Origin of the sequence: Suilimivivens aceti (assembly GCF_025567405.1) — a bacterium.
Taxonomy (GTDB): domain Bacteria; phylum Bacillota; class Clostridia; order Lachnospirales; family Lachnospiraceae; genus Suilimivivens; species Suilimivivens aceti.
This window is the reverse complement of record NZ_JAOQKJ010000019.1, coordinates 1-19,748: the sequence shown is the minus strand read 5'-3', so window position 1 is coordinate 19,748 and position 19,748 is coordinate 1. Positions and strand designations below refer to the sequence as shown.

24 protein-coding genes and 5 pseudogenes are annotated in these 19,748 nt (G+C 46.6%); 27 read left to right on the top strand and 2 right to left on the bottom strand.

Annotated elements, in window-relative coordinates:
* The first annotated feature begins 56 nt into the window (after positions 1-56).
* The 12 genes and pseudogenes from OCV77_RS15480 (at position 57) to OCV77_RS15425 (ending at position 8,279) form a co-directional block, all read left to right on the top strand.
* Positions 57-665, top strand: coding sequence for a transposon-transfer assisting family protein (locus OCV77_RS15480; RefSeq protein WP_022518102.1), 609 nt, complete (start codon positions 57-59; stop codon positions 663-665).
* The gene (locus OCV77_RS15475) at positions 662-970 is read left to right on the top strand and encodes a hypothetical protein (protein WP_022518101.1); all 309 of its coding nucleotides are present in this window, start codon (positions 662-664) and stop codon (positions 968-970) included. The genes OCV77_RS15480 and OCV77_RS15475 overlap by 4 nt, the downstream gene beginning before the upstream one ends.
* A gap of 94 nt (positions 971-1,064) precedes the next feature.
* Positions 1,065-1,985, top strand: coding sequence for a helix-turn-helix domain-containing protein (locus OCV77_RS15470; protein ID WP_022518100.1), 921 nt, complete (start codon positions 1,065-1,067; stop codon positions 1,983-1,985).
* Positions 1,978-2,472 (top strand): hypothetical protein, encoded by a 495-nt coding sequence (locus OCV77_RS15465; RefSeq protein WP_022518099.1) that lies wholly within the window; start codon positions 1,978-1,980, stop codon positions 2,470-2,472. The genes OCV77_RS15470 and OCV77_RS15465 overlap by 8 nt, the downstream gene beginning before the upstream one ends.
* Positions 2,473-2,594: 122 nt before the next feature.
* Positions 2,595-2,936: a hypothetical protein gene (locus OCV77_RS15460; protein WP_022518098.1), complete on the top strand. Its 342-nt coding sequence runs from the start codon at positions 2,595-2,597 to the stop codon at positions 2,934-2,936.
* Positions 2,937-3,224: 288 nt separating this feature from the next.
* Positions 3,225-3,749 carry a MobA/MobL family protein gene (locus tag OCV77_RS15455; RefSeq protein ID WP_262575902.1) on the top strand — a complete coding sequence of 175 codons (525 nt, stop codon included), beginning with the start codon at positions 3,225-3,227 and terminating at the stop codon, positions 3,747-3,749.
* Positions 3,718-3,978 (top strand): annotated as a pseudogene (locus OCV77_RS15450) (replication initiator protein A); the annotation flags it as partial. The gene OCV77_RS15455 and the pseudogene OCV77_RS15450, both read left to right, overlap by 32 nt.
* The gene (locus OCV77_RS15445; RefSeq protein ID WP_138376207.1) at positions 3,975-4,832 is read left to right on the top strand and encodes an ATP-binding protein; all 858 of its coding nucleotides are present in this window, start codon (positions 3,975-3,977) and stop codon (positions 4,830-4,832) included. The pseudogene OCV77_RS15450 and the gene OCV77_RS15445, both read left to right, overlap by 4 nt.
* Positions 4,829-5,017, top strand: a complete 189-nt coding sequence (locus OCV77_RS15440) for a transposon-encoded TnpW family protein (RefSeq protein WP_002569233.1) — start codon at positions 4,829-4,831, stop codon at positions 5,015-5,017. The genes OCV77_RS15445 and OCV77_RS15440 overlap by 4 nt, the downstream gene beginning before the upstream one ends.
* A gap of 111 nt (positions 5,018-5,128) precedes the next feature.
* Positions 5,129-6,739, top strand: coding sequence for a recombinase family protein (locus tag OCV77_RS15435; protein ID WP_138376208.1), 1,611 nt, complete (start codon positions 5,129-5,131; stop codon positions 6,737-6,739).
* An 87-nt stretch (positions 6,740-6,826) separates the two neighbouring features.
* A pseudogene (locus OCV77_RS15430) lies at positions 6,827-6,919 on the top strand (Maff2 family mobile element protein); the annotation flags it as partial.
* Positions 6,920-7,067: 148 nt separating this feature from the next.
* Entirely contained in the window at positions 7,068-8,279 is a 1,212-nt protein-coding gene (locus tag OCV77_RS15425) for an ATP-binding protein (RefSeq protein ID WP_262575901.1), read from the top strand.
* Between the two features lie 119 nt (positions 8,280-8,398).
* Here the strand turns inward: OCV77_RS15425 and OCV77_RS15420 are convergent, their stop codons facing one another.
* Entirely contained in the window at positions 8,399-9,163 is a 765-nt protein-coding gene (locus OCV77_RS15420; RefSeq protein WP_262575900.1) for an HAD family hydrolase, read from the bottom strand.
* A 10-nt stretch (positions 9,164-9,173) separates the two neighbouring features.
* Positions 9,174-9,899, bottom strand: coding sequence for a trehalose operon repressor (gene treR / locus OCV77_RS15415; protein WP_262575899.1), 726 nt, complete (start codon positions 9,897-9,899; stop codon positions 9,174-9,176).
* Between the two features lie 204 nt (positions 9,900-10,103).
* Between treR and OCV77_RS15410 the strand changes: the two are divergent.
* The 15 genes and pseudogenes from OCV77_RS15410 to OCV77_RS15340 form a co-directional block, all read left to right on the top strand.
* Positions 10,104-10,562: pseudogene (locus tag OCV77_RS15410) on the top strand (glucose PTS transporter subunit EIIB); the annotation flags it as partial.
* A pseudogene (locus OCV77_RS15405) lies at positions 10,562-11,003 on the top strand (N-6 DNA methylase). The pseudogenes OCV77_RS15410 and OCV77_RS15405, both read left to right, overlap by 1 nt.
* Before the next feature lie 261 nt (positions 11,004-11,264).
* A complete protein-coding gene (locus OCV77_RS15400) occupies positions 11,265-11,879 on the top strand; it encodes a class I SAM-dependent methyltransferase (RefSeq protein WP_262575897.1) in 615 nt (204 codons plus the stop codon).
* A 1-nt stretch (position 11,880) separates the two neighbouring features.
* A complete protein-coding gene (locus OCV77_RS15395; protein ID WP_262575896.1) occupies positions 11,881-12,489 on the top strand; it encodes a class I SAM-dependent methyltransferase in 609 nt (202 codons plus the stop codon).
* Between the two features lie 9 nt (positions 12,490-12,498).
* On the top strand, positions 12,499-13,362 hold the full coding sequence (locus tag OCV77_RS15390; RefSeq protein WP_262575894.1) for an MBL fold metallo-hydrolase: 864 nt from the start codon (positions 12,499-12,501) through the stop codon (positions 13,360-13,362).
* A gap of 125 nt (positions 13,363-13,487) precedes the next feature.
* The gene (locus tag OCV77_RS15385) at positions 13,488-14,060 is read left to right on the top strand and encodes an L-2-amino-thiazoline-4-carboxylic acid hydrolase (protein ID WP_262575893.1); all 573 of its coding nucleotides are present in this window, start codon (positions 13,488-13,490) and stop codon (positions 14,058-14,060) included.
* Positions 14,060-14,554, top strand: a complete 495-nt coding sequence (locus tag OCV77_RS15380) for a hypothetical protein (protein WP_262575892.1) — start codon at positions 14,060-14,062, stop codon at positions 14,552-14,554. Before OCV77_RS15385 ends, OCV77_RS15380 begins: the two co-directional genes overlap by 1 nt.
* A gap of 10 nt (positions 14,555-14,564) precedes the next feature.
* A complete protein-coding gene (locus OCV77_RS15375) occupies positions 14,565-14,876 on the top strand; it encodes an alpha/beta fold hydrolase (protein ID WP_262575891.1) in 312 nt (103 codons plus the stop codon).
* Positions 14,877-14,887: 11 nt separating this feature from the next.
* Positions 14,888-15,730, top strand: a complete 843-nt coding sequence (locus OCV77_RS15370; protein WP_262575890.1) for a class I SAM-dependent methyltransferase — start codon at positions 14,888-14,890, stop codon at positions 15,728-15,730.
* Entirely contained in the window at positions 15,727-16,653 is a 927-nt protein-coding gene (locus OCV77_RS15365) for a ketopantoate reductase family protein (protein ID WP_262575889.1), read from the top strand. The genes OCV77_RS15370 and OCV77_RS15365 overlap by 4 nt, the downstream gene beginning before the upstream one ends.
* Complete coding sequence (locus OCV77_RS15360) at positions 16,650-17,282, top strand: L-2-amino-thiazoline-4-carboxylic acid hydrolase (protein WP_262575888.1); 633 nt, start codon at positions 16,650-16,652, stop codon at positions 17,280-17,282. The genes OCV77_RS15365 and OCV77_RS15360 overlap by 4 nt, the downstream gene beginning before the upstream one ends.
* Before the next feature lie 6 nt (positions 17,283-17,288).
* A complete protein-coding gene (locus tag OCV77_RS15355; protein ID WP_262575887.1) occupies positions 17,289-17,894 on the top strand; it encodes an L-2-amino-thiazoline-4-carboxylic acid hydrolase in 606 nt (201 codons plus the stop codon).
* A gap of 20 nt (positions 17,895-17,914) precedes the next feature.
* Positions 17,915-18,091, top strand: coding sequence for a hypothetical protein (locus OCV77_RS15350; protein ID WP_262575886.1), 177 nt, complete (start codon positions 17,915-17,917; stop codon positions 18,089-18,091).
* Between the two features lie 35 nt (positions 18,092-18,126).
* A complete protein-coding gene (locus OCV77_RS15345) occupies positions 18,127-18,552 on the top strand; it encodes a hypothetical protein (protein WP_262575885.1) in 426 nt (141 codons plus the stop codon).
* 202 nt (positions 18,553-18,754) lie between these two features.
* Positions 18,755-19,465 (top strand): annotated as a pseudogene (locus OCV77_RS15340) (DUF6040 family protein).
* Positions 19,466-19,748 lie beyond the last annotated feature (283 nt).

Sequence of the window (19,748 nt, the reverse complement as noted above, 5' to 3'; positions counted from 1 at the left end):
TCAATCAATACTTATACATCTAACCATAGATGTACCACTACAGGAGGGCAAAGACCATGAACAAAAGGCAAGAACAACAGATTGTAGACTATTACAGCACCACAGACAGATATATCCGCAGTGACCGCTATTCTGACAGCAATCAGACCGTATTCACAAAAGAGAATGACAGATACCAGTGGCTTGTGTTGGAACAGAAAAGCCAGCATGATGTGGAGGTAAGACAGACCGACAGCCATGGAACAATAACAACAAGGGACAATTATGAACTGACAAGGAATATCCCTAAATGTGTGGGTGTGGAACGCCTATGTAAGGACGCAAATATGCAGATTCCCTTTACTGCTGATGAAATCAATCTTATCTATCAGTTTGGGGAACAGAGCAAAGCAGAAACATGCGCTCATTTATCCGCAATCCTGCCACAGATAAAGGACAATGACACCAAGCAGATTGTATGTAGCACTTTGAAGAAATTAAATGTCCTGTCAGAAGAAACGTATGCGGAGTTGACTGCCACTACAAAAAGACGAAAACTGACAGAGCGTGACCACTCCATCAAGGTAAGATTGTCAAAGGTAGAGAAACAATTAAAAGAACCGACAATTACCGAGGGAAAACAGAACAGGATTGGCAGAAAAGGAAAGGCAGGCATGGAGCTATGAAGCTGTCACGATATGAACAGGAAACCATTGTCAGCTACAATGCAGGGGAGCAGACCGCCACCATTTACACAAGGGATAAGGCAGTCATGCGGAAACTTGACACGTTGGTTGCCAACTTCCCCGATACATATAAGCTAGTGAAGCAGGACGAGGTATCTAAGACCTATTCCTTCCCGAAATCATTCGTCAGCTACCGCAAGCCCAGGGCGGTCAGTATGGAGCAGAGGGAACAAGCAAGAAAAAAAATTGGACTAATAAACAGTAAAAAAAGTTATATGTATGTGCAGAAAATGACGATAAAATAAGTGAACGAAACGCAAAGTTGACAAGATGAAACCACAGATTGGTTGTTTTCCTCTATTGCTTAGAAGTAGAATATTTGCAGGAGGTGGATAAAAAATGACATTAGGACAAAAATTAAAAGCACTATTGAAAGACAACAGTATGACGCAGGAGGATTTAGCCGAAAGATTGGAGGTATCCCGACAGGCAGTAGGAAAATGGGTAAATGATAAAGGAATCCCCGAAGTGGGTAAATTAGTACAAATCAGTAACCTATTCGGAGTGTCAATGGACTACCTGCTGAAAGAGGATTACGAAGAAAAAAACGTATCAGAAGAAAAAGCCATATCAAACAGCGGGTATTATGTCAGCCAAGAGATGTTGGATGGTTATTTGTCGTACAGTAGGCAGAATGTAAAGCAGATTACTGGAGGGATAAGCCTTTTTATATTGTCAAATGTCTTTGAGTGTTTTGGTCACCATAGCATGATAATGACTTTTCTTTTTTGGCTTACAATGATAGCAGGGATAATCATTATTATTTGGTATTATTTTCAGACCAAACAATATCAAGAAATCAAAAATGAACACCTTGCATTTGATGATAAGGTATTCAGGGAGTTTAAAAAACAGAGAGAAAGCAGAAGAAAGAAATATGCAGTTATGATTATTGTAGGAGTTGTTATTCTTTTGGCAAGTTCTGAAATAGGACATTTTTTAATGATTTATTTCGGACAGACAGCTTGCAATGTTTTTGAATGGATAGCTGATACGGTATGGTTAGCACTTATAATATGGGCGGGAATGTCTATGCATATTGACAGCATTATCATTAAAAATACAGAACATACTCCTAAAAGTAGTCATATGAAAAGGTATCGTTGGGTATATATGGCATTTCCAGTTACAGTGGTTGCGGTTTTGATTGGAATGATAACAAACGTATGGAGTCCATATGCACCCATCATAATTCTGTTTTGTTGCTTATTGGTCACAACGTGTAAATTACTTATAGAAAGCAGGGGGAAAGATGAATAAGAAAAGCTATATGAAAATCGGTATTCTACTTATGGTTGGACTGTTTATTTGTGCAGGATGTTCCGCACAACAGGGAGGAAAATATACTGTAGAGGATTTAGATAACTTAGCTGAAATTAAAATATATTCAGCGGAGAATAATGAACTTATAAAAACAATAAGTGATGAAGAACAGTTGTATCAATATAACCAATGTTCGCTTTATGATGATTCGGACACAGAAGAACACCAACATAAATTGGAAAAAGACTTAGAGGGAGCAAAAGAGCAATACTATATGATTTCATACAAGTATCCTGTTGCACGCTTTGGTGGAGAAGAATTGGTAGAAAACACTACCATTACATTATATGAGGATAAAAATATTATCAAAATGACAGTGTCGGGAGAAAGCATAAAAGGTTTTTCTGTTCCAGAGGAATTTTTGGTTTTCTATTATGAAGTTTCCGAGGAAGAAATGAATTTTTATCATTCTTTAGTTGAATGATATGTCTATTTATAAAAATTAATATTGCTTACCTATGGTGGCAGTTATCCTAACGGACAACCTGTCACCATTTTTATTTTCAAGAACTATTAACACATCACAGAAAGAATGAGGTATCAGAAATGATTGAAAGCAAGAATGAAGCAAGCAGAAATTTAGAAAAAGCATTACAAGCATTGGAACAGGCAAAACAGCGAGTAGCCAACGAAAAGAAGAAGCAGAACGAGAAAAAGCGGAAAGCGGAGAACCACCACAAGTACATCATGGGCGGTATTATCATGAAGTATTTTCCCGGCTGCTACCAATATGACGAGGACGAGTTAAACCGTATTTTATCAGTTGCATTGCAGACAAGGGAGTGTCAGCAGATTATCGCTAAAATCAAGTCAGAAAGCAGGGAAAGTACTTCAACACAAAGCACAATTTTCAATGCCGAAAATGAAAGCGAGGGCGATACTGAATGACAGGAGCAAAGAAGCTGAAAAGCCGAGGTAACTTATTCACCCCGTTTACGGGGTGCGCACAGATATACCACCAGAGGTGGTATGTGCGCCCTTCGGGGACTCCTGCGGAGAGCATTGTCTGTCTTGCGACAGCCAACAGGGGACGCTACACTTCCCCTGCGGTGCAAAGAACGCACCTACCCTTTTGTGTACTTTGCGTTCAGACAAAAGCCAAAGTGCGGCTTTTATCTGCCCACAAAGTTTATGAGTGCATCCCACTACCCCGTTGGCAGAACGTAGGTGCTTCGTATGGCTAATATCACGAAACAGGCAAGCACACGTTTTTCCATAGTTAAACGGAGCAAAGGGCAGTCGGCAGTGGAAAAGGCTTCCTACATCAGCAGGAGCATTCTTGTAAGTGAATATGACGGACAGACTTATCGACCAAAATACCATGAGGATTTAGTACACAGCGAAATCAGTCTGCCACAAAATGCACCGAGAGAATATGCAGACAGAGCTACCTTGTGGAATGCTGTGGAACTGTCGGAGAAAGGGCAGAAATCACAGCTTGCAAGAATGTTAAAAGCGTCACTTCCCAATGAGTGGAGTTATGAGCTTGCGGAGGAAGTCGTGAGGGATTATGTGCAGAGAAATTTTGTTGATAAGGGAATGTGTGCAGATTGGGCAATCCATGACAGCGAGAACGACAAAGGGCAACGCAATCTTCATATTCATGTGCTGCTTAACCAAACTAATATAAACAACCTAATAGAGAGCCAAACAAAAAGAGCGAGTGAGGGGCAGCCCCCCTGCCGCTTATGGCAGATATAAAAATGTATTCCTTTCTGACGCAGAACTTTTGGAACTGGAACAGGACTTCCCCGACAAGTGGGAGTATTACCTTGACCGGCTTTCCTGCCATATCGCTTCCACCGGGAAGCAGTACCAGAGCCATGCAGCCACCATTTACAAGTGGGCGCAGGAGGACGCTGCCAAAGGCAAGGCTGCCCCGAAACAGGGCATACCCGATTATTCATGTAAGGAGGGCGAGAGCTTATGAAAAACGAGATTGAAGCTATGATTACGGACATTACAACCACTACCGCCGAAGCGGAGGACTACACAGGCGAGGACGGGCTTTTATACTGCGGCAAGTGCCATACGCCCAAAGAAGCCTACTTTTCAAAAGAAACCGCCCAATGGTTAGGGCATGACCGACACCCGGCAGAGTGCGACTGCCAACGGGCAGCCCGTGAAAAACGGGAAGCCGCTGAAAGCCGACAGAAGCACCTTGAAACAGTGGAGGACTTGAAACGCCGGGGATTTACCGACCCTGCTATGCGGAACTGGACATTCGAGCATGACAACGGCAGAAACCCGCAGACCGAAACCGCCCGCTTTTATGTGGAGAGCTGGGAAACCATGCAGGCTGAAAATATCGGCTACCTGTTTTGGGGCGGTGTGGGGACAGGAAAAAGCTACCTTGCTGCCTGTATCGCCAACGCCCTTATGGAAAAAGAGGTTGCCGTCTGCATGACAAACTTTGCAACGATACTCAATGACCTTGCCGCCAGCTTTGAGGGTAGGAATGAATATATTTCCCGCCTTTGCAGCTACCCCCTGCTGATACTTGATGATTTTGGTATGGAGCGAGGAACAGAGTACGGGCTGGAACAGGTTTACAGCGTGATTGACAGCCGTTACCGAAGCGGCAAGCCGCTGATCGCCACGACCAACCTCACGCTGGAGGAATTGCAGCACCCGCAGGACACGCCCCACGCCCGTATCTATGACAGGCTGACTTCCATGTGCGCCCCCGTCCGCTTCACGGGCAGCAACTTCCGAAAGGAAACCGCACAGGAAAAGCTGGAACGCTTAAAGCAACTGATGAAGCAGCGAAAGGAGAGCCTATGACAGAAACGAAACAGACAAGCACCACCAAAACAGACCGCCGCCCGGACTGTGTGACGGAAATCCGCATGGGCAACTCCGTCCTTACCGTTTCCGGCTTCTTCAAGCAGGGCGCAACCGATACCGCAGCCGACAAGATGATGAAAGTGCTGGAAGCGGAAGCTGCTACACAAAAAACGGCGATTTGACCGACCATAAAGAAGCAGATTTGACGCTTTTGCCGCTATACAGACCGCCGCCCCATGTGGTACAATCAAGGTACGGAATAGTGGGGCTGGCTGTCGGAAACGGAGGATTTTATGTTAAGACAGACCAACCAACAACCAATTACCGCCCTTTACCCAAGACTTTCCCATGAGGACGAGCTGCAAGGCGAGAGCAATTCCATTTCCAATCAGAAGCGTATCCTTGAAACCTATGCAAAGCAGAACGGCTTTTCCAATCTGCGCTGGTACACGGACGACGGTTATTCTGGTGCGAACTTTCAAAGACCCGGTTTTCAAGCCATGCTTGCGGACATTGAAGCCGGAAAAGTCGGGACAGTTATCGTAAAGGATATGTCGAGGTTAGGGCGAAACTACCTGCAAGTGGGAATGTACACGGAAATGATTTTCCCACAGAAAGGTGTCCGCTTTATCGCTATCAATGACGGAGTGGACAGCGCACAAGGCGACAATGACTTTGCCCCGCTGCGGAATATCTTTAACGAATGGCTGGTGAGAGATACGAGCAAGAAAATACGGGCGGTAAAACGCTCAAAAGGCATGAGTGGCAAGCCCATCACAAGCAAGCCTGTGTATGGCTACCTCATGGACGAGGACGAAAATTTCATTATTGACGAGGAAGCCGCACCCGTAGTCAAGCAGATATACAACCTCTGCCTTGCCGGGAACGGTCCGACCAAGATAGCCCGTATGCTCACAGAGCAGCAAATCCCCACGCCGGGGACGCTAGAATACCGCAGGACGGGACACACTCACCGTTACCACCCCGGCTATGAGTGTAAGTGGGCGACCAATACCGTTGTGCATATCCTTGAAAACCGGGAATACACGGGCTGTTTGGTAAACTTCAAAACTACCACGCAATCCTACAAGTGCAGTAAAATTGTTTACAATGACGAGGATAAGCAGGCAATCTTTGAGAACCACCACGAGCCTATCATAGACACCCAAACATGGGAACGGGTGCAGGAGCTTCGCAAGCAGCGCAAACGCCCCAACCGCTATGACGAAGTGGGCTTGTTCTCCGGCATACTGTTCTGTGCGGACTGCGGCAGCGTCATGTACCAGCAGCGATACCAGACGGACAAGCGCAAGCAGGACTGTTATATCTGCGGCAACTACAAGAAACGCACCCATGACTGTACGGCGCACTTTATCCGCACCGACCTCTTGACCGCTGGTGTACTCTCCAATCTGCGGAAAGTGACCAGCTATGCGGCAAAGCATGAAGCCCGGTTTATGAAGCTCTTGATTGAGCAGAACGAGGACGGGGGCAAACGCAGGAACGCCGCCAAGAAAAAGGAACTGGAAGCCGCCGAGAAACGCATAGCCGAGTTATCCGCTATCTTCAAGCGGCTGTATGAGGACAGCGTGACCGGGCGCATATCAGACGAGCGTTTCACAGAGCTGTCGGCAGACTATGAAGCAGAACAACGGGAGCTGAAAGAAAGAGCCGCTGCTATCCAAGCGGAGCTTTCCAAAGCACAGGAAGCCACCGTGAACGCAGAAAAGTTTATGAATGTTGTCCGGCGGCATACCAGCTTTGAAGAACTTACCCCTACTCTGTTGCGGGAGTTTGTAGAGAAAATCGTTGTGCATGAGTGCAGCTATGACGAGAACAAGACCCGTAGGCAGGACATTGAGATTTATTATTCTTTTGTTGGCAAGGTGGACTTACCTGAATAACCGCCCGACCTATCCGACACAATGGCCAAGTGCTGGATAGGAACGGCAAAATTTTTTACGCTTCTATTACTTCTTTATCACACGTGAGCAAAGTCTCAGGGTATGAAGCAGTTCATGGATGGCGGCGTGGCACTGATCGGCACGACTCTGGTGCCGCTGCTTTCTGGACTTTTTGATTAAACTACGGTATTCTGAAATTGAAAGGAAACAGCATTCGACACAATCCGAAAAAGTCAATGAAAATAAATATGAGTTGCGGTTTATAATCGCAAAACCCATTGATTTTTTTATGTGCTTGCGGTATTATGTAACCATGGAGGTGGTTTCTATGATAAACAGACCGCTCTACATCGATAAGATTATGGCCTACACCGACACACCTTTTGTAAAAGTGTTGACGGGTGTTCGCCGCTGCGGAAAATCCACAGTCCTTAAAATGATCATGGAGAAGCTGCAACAGGAGCATGGTGTTTCGTCTGAGAGGATTGTCAGCATGCGCTTCGATTCCATGGATTATGAGGATATGACAGTGAAGGATATGTTCAAGGCTGTCAAAGAAAAGCTAAATCCAACGGGGAGAACGTATCTCTTTCTGGATGAGGTTCAGGAAATTGAAGGCTGGGAGAAAGTAGTAAACTCCCTGGCAACGGATTATGATGTTGACCTTTATGTGACAGGCTCCAATTCCAGAATGATGTCTTCGGAAATAGCGACTTACCTGACCGGACGATATGTTTCCTTCCGTATCTATACGCTTTCGTTTCAGGAATATCTGGAATTTAAAAAGCAGTATACACAGGTAAAGGATATCCATGCTGAACTGGCAGACTATATCCGCTTGGGCGGCTTCCCTGCAACGCACCTGCGAGAGTATTCACAGGATGAGGTTTATACGATTGTCCGAGATATCTATAATTCCACGATTTTCTCGGATATCGTAAAGAGAAACCAGATTCGCAAGATCGACCAGCTGGAACGGGTGGTTCGGTACACATTTGCGAATGTGGGAAATTCATTCTCGGCAAAATCAATTTCGGATTATCTGAAATCAGAGCATCGTTCTATCGACAATGAAACGGTGTACAGCTATCTGGAAAAGTTGGAGAAAGCATATCTCCTTCATCGCTGTTCTCGATACGACCTGCGCGGAAAGGAGATTCTGAAAACGCAGGAGAAGTTTTATCTTGCCGATACCGCTTTGCGTTACAGTGTGCTGGGCTACACACCAGACAGCGTCGCTTCCAGTCTGGAAAATGTGGTGTATCTGGAACTTTGCAGACGAGGATATACCGTGACGATTGGGAAAACGCCGGACGGTGAGGTCGATTTTGTGGCGCAGAAGCAGAATGACCGGTTGTATGTGCAGGTCACGCAGGAAATTAAATCCGAAAAAATAGAAAAGCGTGAATATGAACGACTGCTGGAAATCCGGGATAACTATCCAAAGTATGTTTTGAGAACCGATGAATTTGCCGGAGGAAATTACCAAGGCATTAAGAGTATGCACATTGCAGATTTTCTATTGAGCACAGAATATTAACGATGAGGGCGGCGGTGAGCCGCCCTTTTTACATAGCCAGGTTTCTGATTGAAATTGGAGACCTGGCTATTTTTTTTGCCCTTTTGCAGGTGCACATGCAGGGGGACATTCACTATTCATCAGCCCAATATTTTATCAATTAACTCTGACACAGATTTGACACAGCCTTCTGCATATTGCTTTACAGTAGCTGGAGAATGATGGAATGTATAACCATGCTTTGTTGCCCTTAACATATCAATGTCATTTTCAGCATCACCAATGGCATAGACTTGTTCATGCATGAATCCAAGTTTCTGACAAAGGATGTTCATGGCGTTCCCTTTTGAACAGTCTCTCCACGCCATGTCAACATCCTGGATATTTACAAAAGCTCTCACCTCCTGGTGATCTGACTTTTCCAGCCAGTCTGCAAAAGCTTTTGCAGATTTATTGTCTTTGAAATGGAATGACATTCCATAAAGTTTTTCCGTTTTTAATAAATCAATACTGCTAATAGGTGTTATTGGCAGGCTGTACTGCTCTTTTTGATTGCATGAAAATATGTTGTCTTTCGTATGAACTGTTAATGGTATATCCGATGCATATTCGTTTATTATTTTTTTGATTGCTGTAAATGATACAGGTTCTTCATGCAGTATTTGTTGATGACTATCCGCGATAATACTCCCTGTACCGGCAATCATGTAATCAGGCAAAAGATATCCTTCCAACGGAGCAACTATCCATGGCAATGCTCTGCCGGAGTTAATTACGATCAGATTTCCTCTTTGCTGGAATTCCTTTATTGCATCTAAATCTGATTCCTTAAAATATGTTTTTCCATTATCAGAGAACAATATTGTTCCATCCATGTCTGTAAATAAAATATTTTTCTGTTTCATATTTTTCCTGCTAAATTGATCGTCTTGTTGCATTATCCTGGAAGCTAAAGTAATCAGGGCGATGGCGTGACTGGGTATATTCAAACATAACACCATCACTATTGTAAGTATGAGAGCTGACAACAGCCATACAGTTATAGTCTCCAAGATCCAAATATTTTTCATCAATTTCAGTCATCTTTTCTACGGTTATGATACGTTTACTTGTGACAATGGAAACTCCAAGAGTATTTTCCAGATAATCGTAAATCGACTTTTCTGCAATCTCTATAGTTAGATCTTTAGCAACGCTTTTCAAAAAATAATTATGGTTTAGAATAAGTGCTTTCCCATCTAAGTAATGAAGTCTCTGCAGATAATAAATCTCATCGCCAATATTAAAACCGGTTTTTGCAGCAATTTTTTTGTCTACTACCAATTCTGCAAAGTGAATTACTTTGGTTTTGGATTTCTGGTTATTTCTCTTTGCAGATTCCGTAAACGTTTCAATTGAGCCGATGGTAAATGAGGTCTGTAATGCGGGCTGGAAGATAATTCGTACCCCTTTCCCCTGCATCGTCTGTACATATCCATCGGCTACCAGATCCCCGATGGCACGGCGAATGGTATTGCGTGAGCAGTCATATTCCTGCACCAGTGTATTTTCAGAGGGGAGAAGTTCCTGAAATTCATATTCTCCGGTCTCAATTTTTCTTTTCAAGTCTTTATAAATTTCTGCATATTTTGCTTTCGGCATAAGTTCCTCCACTTGTTTGAACATCCATCATTTATTATAATATTTACATATGGAAAGTCAAGAATCAAATAAGACATAACTTGTCTAAATAAGTTTTAAAATAAGTGTTTACATGTTTAAACAAGTGTGATATAAAATAATCACAAGAAAACTTGTTTAAACAAGAATAAGCGCGAAACATTTATTTTAATAAGGAGAATCAAGATGGGTAAGTATACAAACGACGCAAAAGAATTACTGCACCTTGTGGGAGGAAGAGAAAACATTGCTGCAGTATCACATTGTATCACACGAATGAGATTCGTATTAAATGATCCGAAGAAAGCGGATATTCAGAAAATTGAAGCAATGAAAGTTGTTAGGGGAAGTTTCACACAGGCAGGACAGTTCCAGGTAATCATCGGGAACACGGTTTCAGATTTTTACAACGACTTCACAGCAGTTGCAGGCATTGAAGGCGTATCGAAAGATGCTGTAAAGAGCGCAGCAAAACAGAATCAGAACGTAGTTCAGAGAATTATGACTGCATTAGCAGAAATTTTCGCTCCACTCATTCCTGCAATCATTGTGGGCGGTTTGATTTTGGGATTCAGAAACTGCATTGATATCGTAGGGTGGGGGATGAAGTTGTCCGGAGGACAGAAGCAGTGGCTCAGCATAGCATGTGTCCATTAGGGCGCATCGTACAAGGAGGTACACATAACATCGAGTGCTACGATCCGGCAGCCGGAACCGGTACGCTGCTAATGGCACTTGCTCATCAGATTGGTGAAGATCGCTGCACGATTTTTGCGCAAGATCGTTCCCAAAAGAGTAATAAGATGCTCAAGCTGAACTTGATTCTTAATGGTCTGGTTTCCTCGTTTGACCATGCAATCCAAGGAGATACTTTGACTGACCCGTTCCATATGAGCGATGATGGAAAATCTCTCCGGCAATTTGATTATGAGGTCTGCAACCCTCCTTCAGCATGTGCTGAATTCGATGAAACCAAACGGAAAAGCTGCGATTGTACTTCCAACTGGTTTCCTCACGGCAAAGAGCAGCGTCGAGGGCAAACTGCTGAAGCATATTGTAAATGAGAGACTTGCAAAAATGAAGTGAGCACGATATAATATGGATAAGAAGGCAAAAGTCACCGTAATGGTGTGAAAATAGATTTTGGCTGTTTCCATAAGGAGTAGATCGAGAGGCGTTATCCTTAGTGGCTGAAAACACAGATGTGTGATGCTTGCAGCAAGCTATTTGTATAAGCCGAAAGGCCGCAGAAATGCGGCTTTTCTTAAATACATGAGTTAGCCTAACCTAACTTGCCAATGTGCGCGTGATGGTTAGATAAATCTAACTATAAAAGGAGAGACAGCAATGCGAGAACACAAGAATTTCTGGGACAGAAATGCAGGTCTGTATGACTGCTTTATGCGAAAAGACAGGGCAGTATACGAGAAAATGTATGAGCTGATCCGTCCGGTCGTGAAAGACAAAACAGTGCTGGAGGTGGCTACCGGAACGGGATTGATCGCCAAGCACATCGTAAAAGCAGCGGCACACATCGAGGCGACGGATGCCTCTCCGGAAATGATTACAGAGGCCAAACGGGGGAATTACTCTGCGAAGCTGCGTTTTTCCGTGCAGGATATGTTTTCTCTGACATACGCGAGCAAATCATTCGATGTGGTAATCGTATCAAACGCACTGCACATTGTGCCTCAGCCAGAAAAATCACTGCGAGAGATCAAACGGGTGCTGAAGGATGACGGTGTGCTGATCGCGCCTACCTTTACGCACGCAGAAAACTCATTTCCCGGCAAGGTCAAAGCCTTTTTCATGAATCTGGCAGGCTTTCCTCTCCACAGCAAGTGGACGAGTGAGGAATACCTGAGTTTCCTGCATCAGAACGGCTGGGCAGTACGAAATAGTGTTGTTCTAAAGGCTTCTTTTCCGCTGACCTATACAGAATGTGTGAAATCGGAGGTGTGATATGTCCTTTTTTGAAAACACCCGCAAGCCCGTAGGCTTTAGCGGGAAGATCATGGTTGCTATGATGAACTTTGGGCACAGCGCAATGGCAGCGTGGGGATTGCATTTTTTGCAGCCTGCCCCGGATGCCATGGTACTGGACTGCGGCTGCGGCGGTGGAGCGAACATCAAAACGCTGCTGAAGCTGTGTCCCAAGGGCAAGGTGCAGGGCATCGATTATTCGGCAGTCAGTGTAGAAAAAGCGCGAAAGGTCAATGCAGGTGCCATTGCAGCAGGGCAGTGTACTGTGCAGCAGGCAAGTGTAGCAGAGTTGCCGTTTGAAGCGGAGCAGTTTGATGTAGTGACCGCATTTGAAACGGTCTATTTCTGGCCGGAGCTTGCGCAAAATTTCAGAGAGGTCTATCGGGTGCTGAAGTCCGGCGGGACTTTTTTCATCTGTAACGAAGCAAACGGCGAAACAGCAAAAGACGACAAATGGACGCAAATCATTAACGGTATGACCATCTATACGGATGCTGATCTGAAAGTGTATCTGGAGCAAGCAGGCTTTGGCAGGGTTCAGAGTCACAAAAATAAAAAGGGCTGGCTGTGCGTCACCGCACAGAAATGAGGTGCGATCATGTCGAAAAAAGCAACGGAATTTCAAAGAAAAGCAATGAGCCGGATGTACCGGGGCAAGGAGATCTTTAAGCCTTTGAACACCGGCTGGATCGATGAAAATGTCGCTTGTGTGCGAGAGTGGGTGGCAAATATCTTCTTCTACCGCAAGGGCGATACCACCATTATGATTGATGCCGGATACAACTATGACCGTCTGGCGGAGAAAATGAGCTGGCTCGGTATCGACCCACATTCCATCCGGCACATCCTCATCACTCATCAGGACACCGACCATGTAGGTGCGGTGGAGGCGGACAGTCCGGGACTGTTTCGGAATGCTGCGCTGTATATTGGCGAGATCGAGAACCGCTATCTGACCGGCGAGGTGCGCCGCAGGGTCATTTACCACCTTTACAAGCTGCCGCAGGTGACGATCAACAATGAAAAAGTGCTGCTGCACGACGATGAGGTCATCGACATCGACGGGATTAGGATCGAGTGCTTTCTCGTTCCCGGTCATACATGGGGGCACATGGTATACCTCATTGACGATAAGTACCTTTTTACCGGCGACACGCTGTGGTTTGGCGCGGACGGCGGCTACAGCTTCATTTCTGCGCTGGCAGAGGATAACAAGCTGGCAGTGAAGTCTCTGGCGGAGCTGGAGCGGAAACTGCGCGCACGTGGGCTGCATCCATATTTCATCACCGGTCACACGGGATGGACGGACAATTTTGCCTTTGCGTTTGCCCACAAAGACAAGCACTGTTCACCATTCAAAAAACGAGTACACGACCCATCGGCACCCTATGATGCCTACGACGAATCGGACGACACTGAAGAAAATGCAAAGAGCGGTTTTCTGAAAGGCGTGGGAAGATGAAGGACAGCGAATTACAAATTGACCGTAGCTGCCATGTGCTATATTCCAAACCCTGCAAAAAGGAAATTCTGGCGAAAATCACTCTGCACTATCCGGAGGTGGAGCGCGAGGCGGTCTGGGAGCAGGTGCAGCTGAGATACGCAGAGCTTCTTTCCAAGTGGCGCACCGACCTCGGCGGTAAAAAGAATTTTCACAACGGCGTAGGCGGCACCTACGACTGCATCGCCATCATGAGCTATTATGTGGTCTGCAAAGCAATTACTTCGTTCCGTGAAATTGAAGAGATGGAGGAAAATCTGATCCTGCCGACCTTCCGCAAGCTGAAATTCGTGGACTGCAACAAGCCGTTCTGGAAAAAACTGATGCACATGGCGTTTCTACGGGCAAAAGCGGGCTGTGACAAGTGGCACGATTATGAAATGACGGTGGCTCCTTACGAAAAGAACAAGCCGATCTATTATGAATTTACCGCCTGTCCCGCAGCGGAATTTGCTATCAGAAACGGCCTTACAGAGATCATGCCCGCCCTGTGCAATGTGGACTATGCGTCCATGGAACTTCTCCATGCCAAGCTGGTGCGGACGACCACCTGCGTGGACGGCTGTAAGTGCGACTACGCCATCTGCGGCGATAAAGACCCGTACTTGAAGGGACATCCCGAATACCGGGATGAGGCGGGCTTCAGGAGGAATCGGTAATGCTTTTACAGGTGATTTTGGAAGGCATCGGGCTGGGCGTTCTGCTCATTTTGGTTTGCGCCATCGGTATCCGCAAGGGCGCGGTGGGCATGGTGCATCTTTACAGCCAGGAGGTGCAGGAGCGGTGCGCAACGCTGGGACTTACAACACACGCGAAAATCAAGCGAAATGCTTTGATTTTCAAAGCTGTCTGCGTCCCCGGATACATCGCCTATGTGCTGGTCTGCGTCTATGCGCTCAACGGCGCAAAGGGCTTCGTTCAGGGCTTCTGGCAGCTGCTGGTCATACTGTCCGTTATGAATCTCATAGACCGATTTTGGGTTGATGGCTATTGGGTAGGACATACGAACGCATGGGAAATTCCGGGAACGGAAGACCTGAAACCCTACATTACAGCCAAGGATAAGGGCAAAAAGTGGCTGTTCGGCACAATTGGTATGGCGGTCATTTCGGCAGCACTGGCGGCGATTATGATGCTTTTTATGAAAATATGAGGTGATAGAAATGCTGTTTCAAACATATGGCGACAGGAGGAATCCTGCCGTGCTGTTCTTTCATGCAATGGGTGTGACAGGAGCGAGCAGCGAACCGATTGCGAGGTATTTGCAGGATCGATATTTCTGCATCTTGCCCACCTCCACCGTTTACTGCGAGGGGCAGAAATATGTCAGCAAGGCGGACGAGGTTCGTCAGGTGGAAGAATACCTGAAATCGCAGGGGGTGGAACGCCTTGAACTGGTTGCGGCTTCTTCGATCGGTGCAGACCTTGCCATGGCGTTTTTGACAGGCACGAAGTTGCCGTTTATCAGAAAGTGAGAGGACCCGATATGAAATACAAAATCGAGAAAAACACCGTGCAGGAGACGCTGGTCATTCCGCTGTACGGCAGGAAGATGTGTTCTGAGCTGTATCCGAACCTCTACCGGGATGAGACGGCCATCCGGCTGATGAAGGAGATCGACTACGACTTTTCGGTGCTGGAGAAGAAGTCGGGCAACCTCATGCAGCGCTTTGGATTTCTGGAGGCCGCCATGCGGCAGAACGACCTGGCCTGGGAGGTGCGGGACTATCTGAAAACCCACCCCAACGCAGCGGTGGTCAATCTGGGCTGCGGGCTGGACAACACTGGCAGAGCCTGCGACAACGGCAGCTGTAAAATCTACAATCTGGACTTTCCGGATGTGATCGCCTTGCGGCAGCAGCTTCTGCTCGCCGGGGAGCGGGAGCAAAACATCCCCTGCGACCTGAAAGACCCCGCATGGTTTGACAAGATCGATGCCTCCGGCGGGGCGGTGTTCTTTGCTTCCGGGGTGTTCTATTACTTCCTGAGGGAGCAGGTTCGGGAACTGGTGCAGGGGATGGCGGACGCTTTCCCCGGCGGAGTGCTGGTCTTTGATGCTGCCAACCGTACGGCAGTGAAGATGATCGCCAAAACGTGGCTCAGGACGGCGAAAATCAAGGATGTGGGAGCATATTTCGCGGTTTCGGATGCGAAAAGCGAGCTTTCCCCATGGGACAGCCGTTTGCAAGTATCCAGCAGGGGCTATATGATGGGCTACAACGACCTGAAAGACCCTTCCGTCAGCGGCTTTTTCCGATTTCTCGCCAAGGTCGGGGACAACGGGATGAAAATGCAGATCGTGAAGATCGGATTTGGAGGCAAGCTATGAAAATTCTGGTATATGGTGCAGGCGTTCTGGGGTGCAATCTGGCAAGAAATCTGCTGCGAACCGGAAAGGATGTCACTCTGCTTGCGCGGGGAAACTGGGCTGCGGAGATCAAGCAGAACGGCCTGCGGATCAAGGACAAATTTTCGCTCCGCACCTCGGTCAGCCGCATTCCGGTGGTGACTGAACTTGCACCGGATGCAATGTACGATGTGATCTTTGTGGTCCTGCGCTATACACAGCTGGATTCCGTTCTGGACACGCTGCGGGCGAACCGGACGAAGAGCATCGTTTTTGTGGGGAACAATGTGCAGGCGAGGGCGCTGGCGGCGGAGCTGCCGGGGAAGAACGTCCTGTTTGCCTTTGCGCTTTCTGCGGGGCATCGGGAGGCTGACCGGGTGGTCTCCATCGACCTGAAAAAGATCACCATCGGACAGCTGCCGGGTGCAATCTCCAATAAACAGCTGATCAGGCGCATCTTCCACGGCACAAAATATAAGGTTGTTTACGAGCCGAACATGGAGGACTATCTGCTCTGCCATGCCGCGTTTGTGATGCCTGCGGCCTTCGCCTGCTATAAGACAGACGGCGACCTGAAAAAGCTCCGGGGAGATACCGCGTACCTGAACCGTGTGCTGAATGCCAACATCGAGGGATACCGCGCCATCCGAGATGCCGGGCACACCATTCTGCCCAAGGAGGATGCAGACTTTGAAGGGGAGAAATACCGCAAGACCTGCCTGCGCTTTTTCAAGCTGATGTGTGCCACTTCGCTGGGCAAGCTCTGCGCCTCCGACCATGCCATGAACGCCATCGACGAAATGAGTGCGCTGAATCGGGATCTTAAGAAATTTTTCGATGAACATGGCGCAGCCTACCCGGTGTGGCAGGCACTGGAAGCGGAAGCCGGGAGGTATCTGCAATGAAATACGCTGGAATGCCCTTTGGAATGTGGGCGCTGTTTGCCGGTTCCTTTCAAAAGCAGCTGACCGCGGTGCTGGGCTATGATGCAGACACTGCAAAAGCCATCACGAAAATGGCAAAGCCACAATACCGGCAGATCATCCGCAGGCTGCCGGAGTTTGAAAAGGCCGACCGCTTCAAAATGAATCTGGTCAACTGTGCCATGACTGGCGCGTTCGTTCTTTCTATGCCGCAGCGCCCCGAGGTAGACAGGCTGACGGATTACTATGCAAAAGCCATGATGACAAAGCCCATGCAGTGGTTCTGCTGCAAAAGCGGAAAAAGCAAGTTCACCGCAAAGGATATTGCCGCCATGAAAGCCACCGCTGCCATGAAAGCCGCCGACCGCAACCCCTATTCGTGGAACATGGAGTTTTACGAATACCCGGATGGCAACGGCTACGAGGGACGCTTTACCAAATGCGGCATCTGTGTGCTGATGAAGGAGCTGGATCTGTACGACCTGACCCCCGCCCTGTGCCATCTGGACTACACCATGAGCGAAGCGAGCGGTGTGACAAATTTTGTGCGGCAGTACACCCTTGCCTCCGGCGGGCCCTACTGCGACTGCGGGTACAAAAAGAAAGGGTAACGGACGATGAAGAGGAAGGAAACCTATCTTTCCCGTGATTTCCGGGAGACTGCGGCACAACGTTTTCCTGCGCAGGCAAAGCAGCTGAACGCCGCTTTTGATATGCGCCTGAATGCGCTGCTGGCTGAAAACGCGGGTGCAAGCAAGGAAAAGCAGTACCACCTCAAACGGCAAATCTTACCGGGCATTGCGGCCTACGAAACCTTGCAGCGGGTCATGCCGAAAGAAGAAGCACTGCAAACCGTTCACGGCTATGTGGAGCGGCTGGCGAGAACGAGCCACAAACAGCTTGCCGCCCTGCTGCACATACCGGGGCTTTACCGCCTTGTTCCAGGCGTTTTTGTCAAATCCACCCGGAGCGTTTTTGGCCCGGCGGCGGGCTTTGCCCCAAAAGAGCTGCAAACCGGCAACGGCGTCTGGCGTGTGGATATGATGGAGTGTCCCTATCACGACACCTGCACAGAATACGGCTGCCCGGAGCTGTGCCGCTGCTTTTGCGACAGCGACGACATCAGCTATACCGGGCTGCATCCGAAGCTGATCTGGGAGAGAAGCATGACGCTGGGACGCGGCAATGACCGCTGCGATTTTTGCATGAAAACCATAAAATAGATGCACAGGAAGCGAAGAAAATGAAGAAAGAAGAAACGAAACAGTTCATCCGCTGGTGCATTCTTGGCGCAGTCGGATGCGGATTTATGGCTGCTGGGGACTGGCTGCTGGGCTGGGAGCGGTCGGGGGCTCTCTCTATTGCAATCAGCACGGATTGTTTTCTGTTAAGGTGTAGAAACGGTGGAGTTAAAAACTGATTGAGAGAATTAGAAGTTGTAGAGGAGGAAACAAAATGCTAACCGTTAAACCAACAGCAGAAATGCTTGCAGAGTGGAAACGAATTTTTGAAGCACACCATGCAGTGATGAAGCCAAACCGAAAAACAGGAACAGAAGTAGACCAATATTTCAGAAATAAATATGCCCATCAAGTATTTAACGATACAGCTTTTCAAGAAATAGTTGCACTCAATATCACAGAGAATGCATTCTCTCGCAACAAATTGCCCAAAGGTGTGCTTCCTAATATAAAAAGCTATAAGACAGGCAATGCTCTTGTCGGCATTGATTTAAGCACAGGAGAATTTCATATTGAAAGCGAAAATATCGAGGAAGTAATGCCACTACACGATGATTTGTTTGTCTACCGTGGATTAGATGAGGAAGATTTGAAAAACATCTTTTTGGTTGCGGAGTATGTAAAACTCACGCAAAACTAAATTCCAGTTTGCCGAAATATATTTCTAACTTTCCCTTATTTTTGCCCTTATGAGATAATCGTAAGGGAAATAAGGGAAAGTTTTATTTAGTCATTGCCTGCCACTTTATCAAGTAACCTTGCAGATTCCCGCTTGGCTTTTCTTGAGGAAAACAAAAGAATTGTTGCAGAGCGAGAAAGAGAAAACGCACGCTGCCGAAATCATGACAGAGGAATGTCAAGATAAGCTAAGGCAGGCAGAACAGGAACGGGACTATGCACTCTCCCATCAGAAAAAAGTAGAGATACCGGTTGAAAAGCCGGTACTCCATCAAAAGTGTTGGAATTGTAACCAGACAGCTTATCTGAAAGCGAAGGAAAGGTATGATACACAGAGGGAAAAACTGGCAGGCAGATATAAAACAAAAACAGTCATGTATGAAGCATTGATGTTTCTGCTGATATGGTATTCTGCATCGACTACTATTTTTCAAATGATACAGAAAAAAGAGTTTCTCACCGATTGCAGGACATTCTTTGATGCAATTGCAACATTCACACAGACCATTGCAGGCTTGATAATACAGATCGGAAAGGAAGCGGCACAAATCAGTAACGGATTATCCAATCTGGTCATTGCAGGAGTTGTGTATTGGATAATAAGAATACTGATTTACGGGGGATGTCTGGCGGTTGCGGGAATATTTTTGGCATTCATCGGAATAAAGATTGTAGGTCTATATAAGAAATAATGTTGGGACATGATTACCATAATGGTAATACTTATAAGCATGGAAATAGCAATCTACTTTGGAGATTGGATAAAGACAGTCTTGCCAATCAATCTGCTATTTTTCTTATTATTCGTGCAACTGGTATATGTTAGAATCAGGTGGTATGTAAAAGGCTGGCGGGAAAACAGAGGTTATGTTTAAAATGAAAAACATGTTTGAGACGCAGCGAAGTAAATAAAATGAGTAGTATAGGAAGTCAGTAGTGAGTAAATAAACTGCTGGCTTCTTTTTTGATAGATACAGTCACTCCCAGAGAGTGTGCAGGATAGTAAAGTAATAATATCAACATGACGATATAGAAAATGCAGGGAAGCATTGTATTTCAAAGAGTTTGAGATACAATGCTTCTGCGCCTCAATAGTTTTTTGAAATTCCCGTGTGAGGGGGAAAGTTGATTACAAACAGAATAAATTACAGCAGTGAA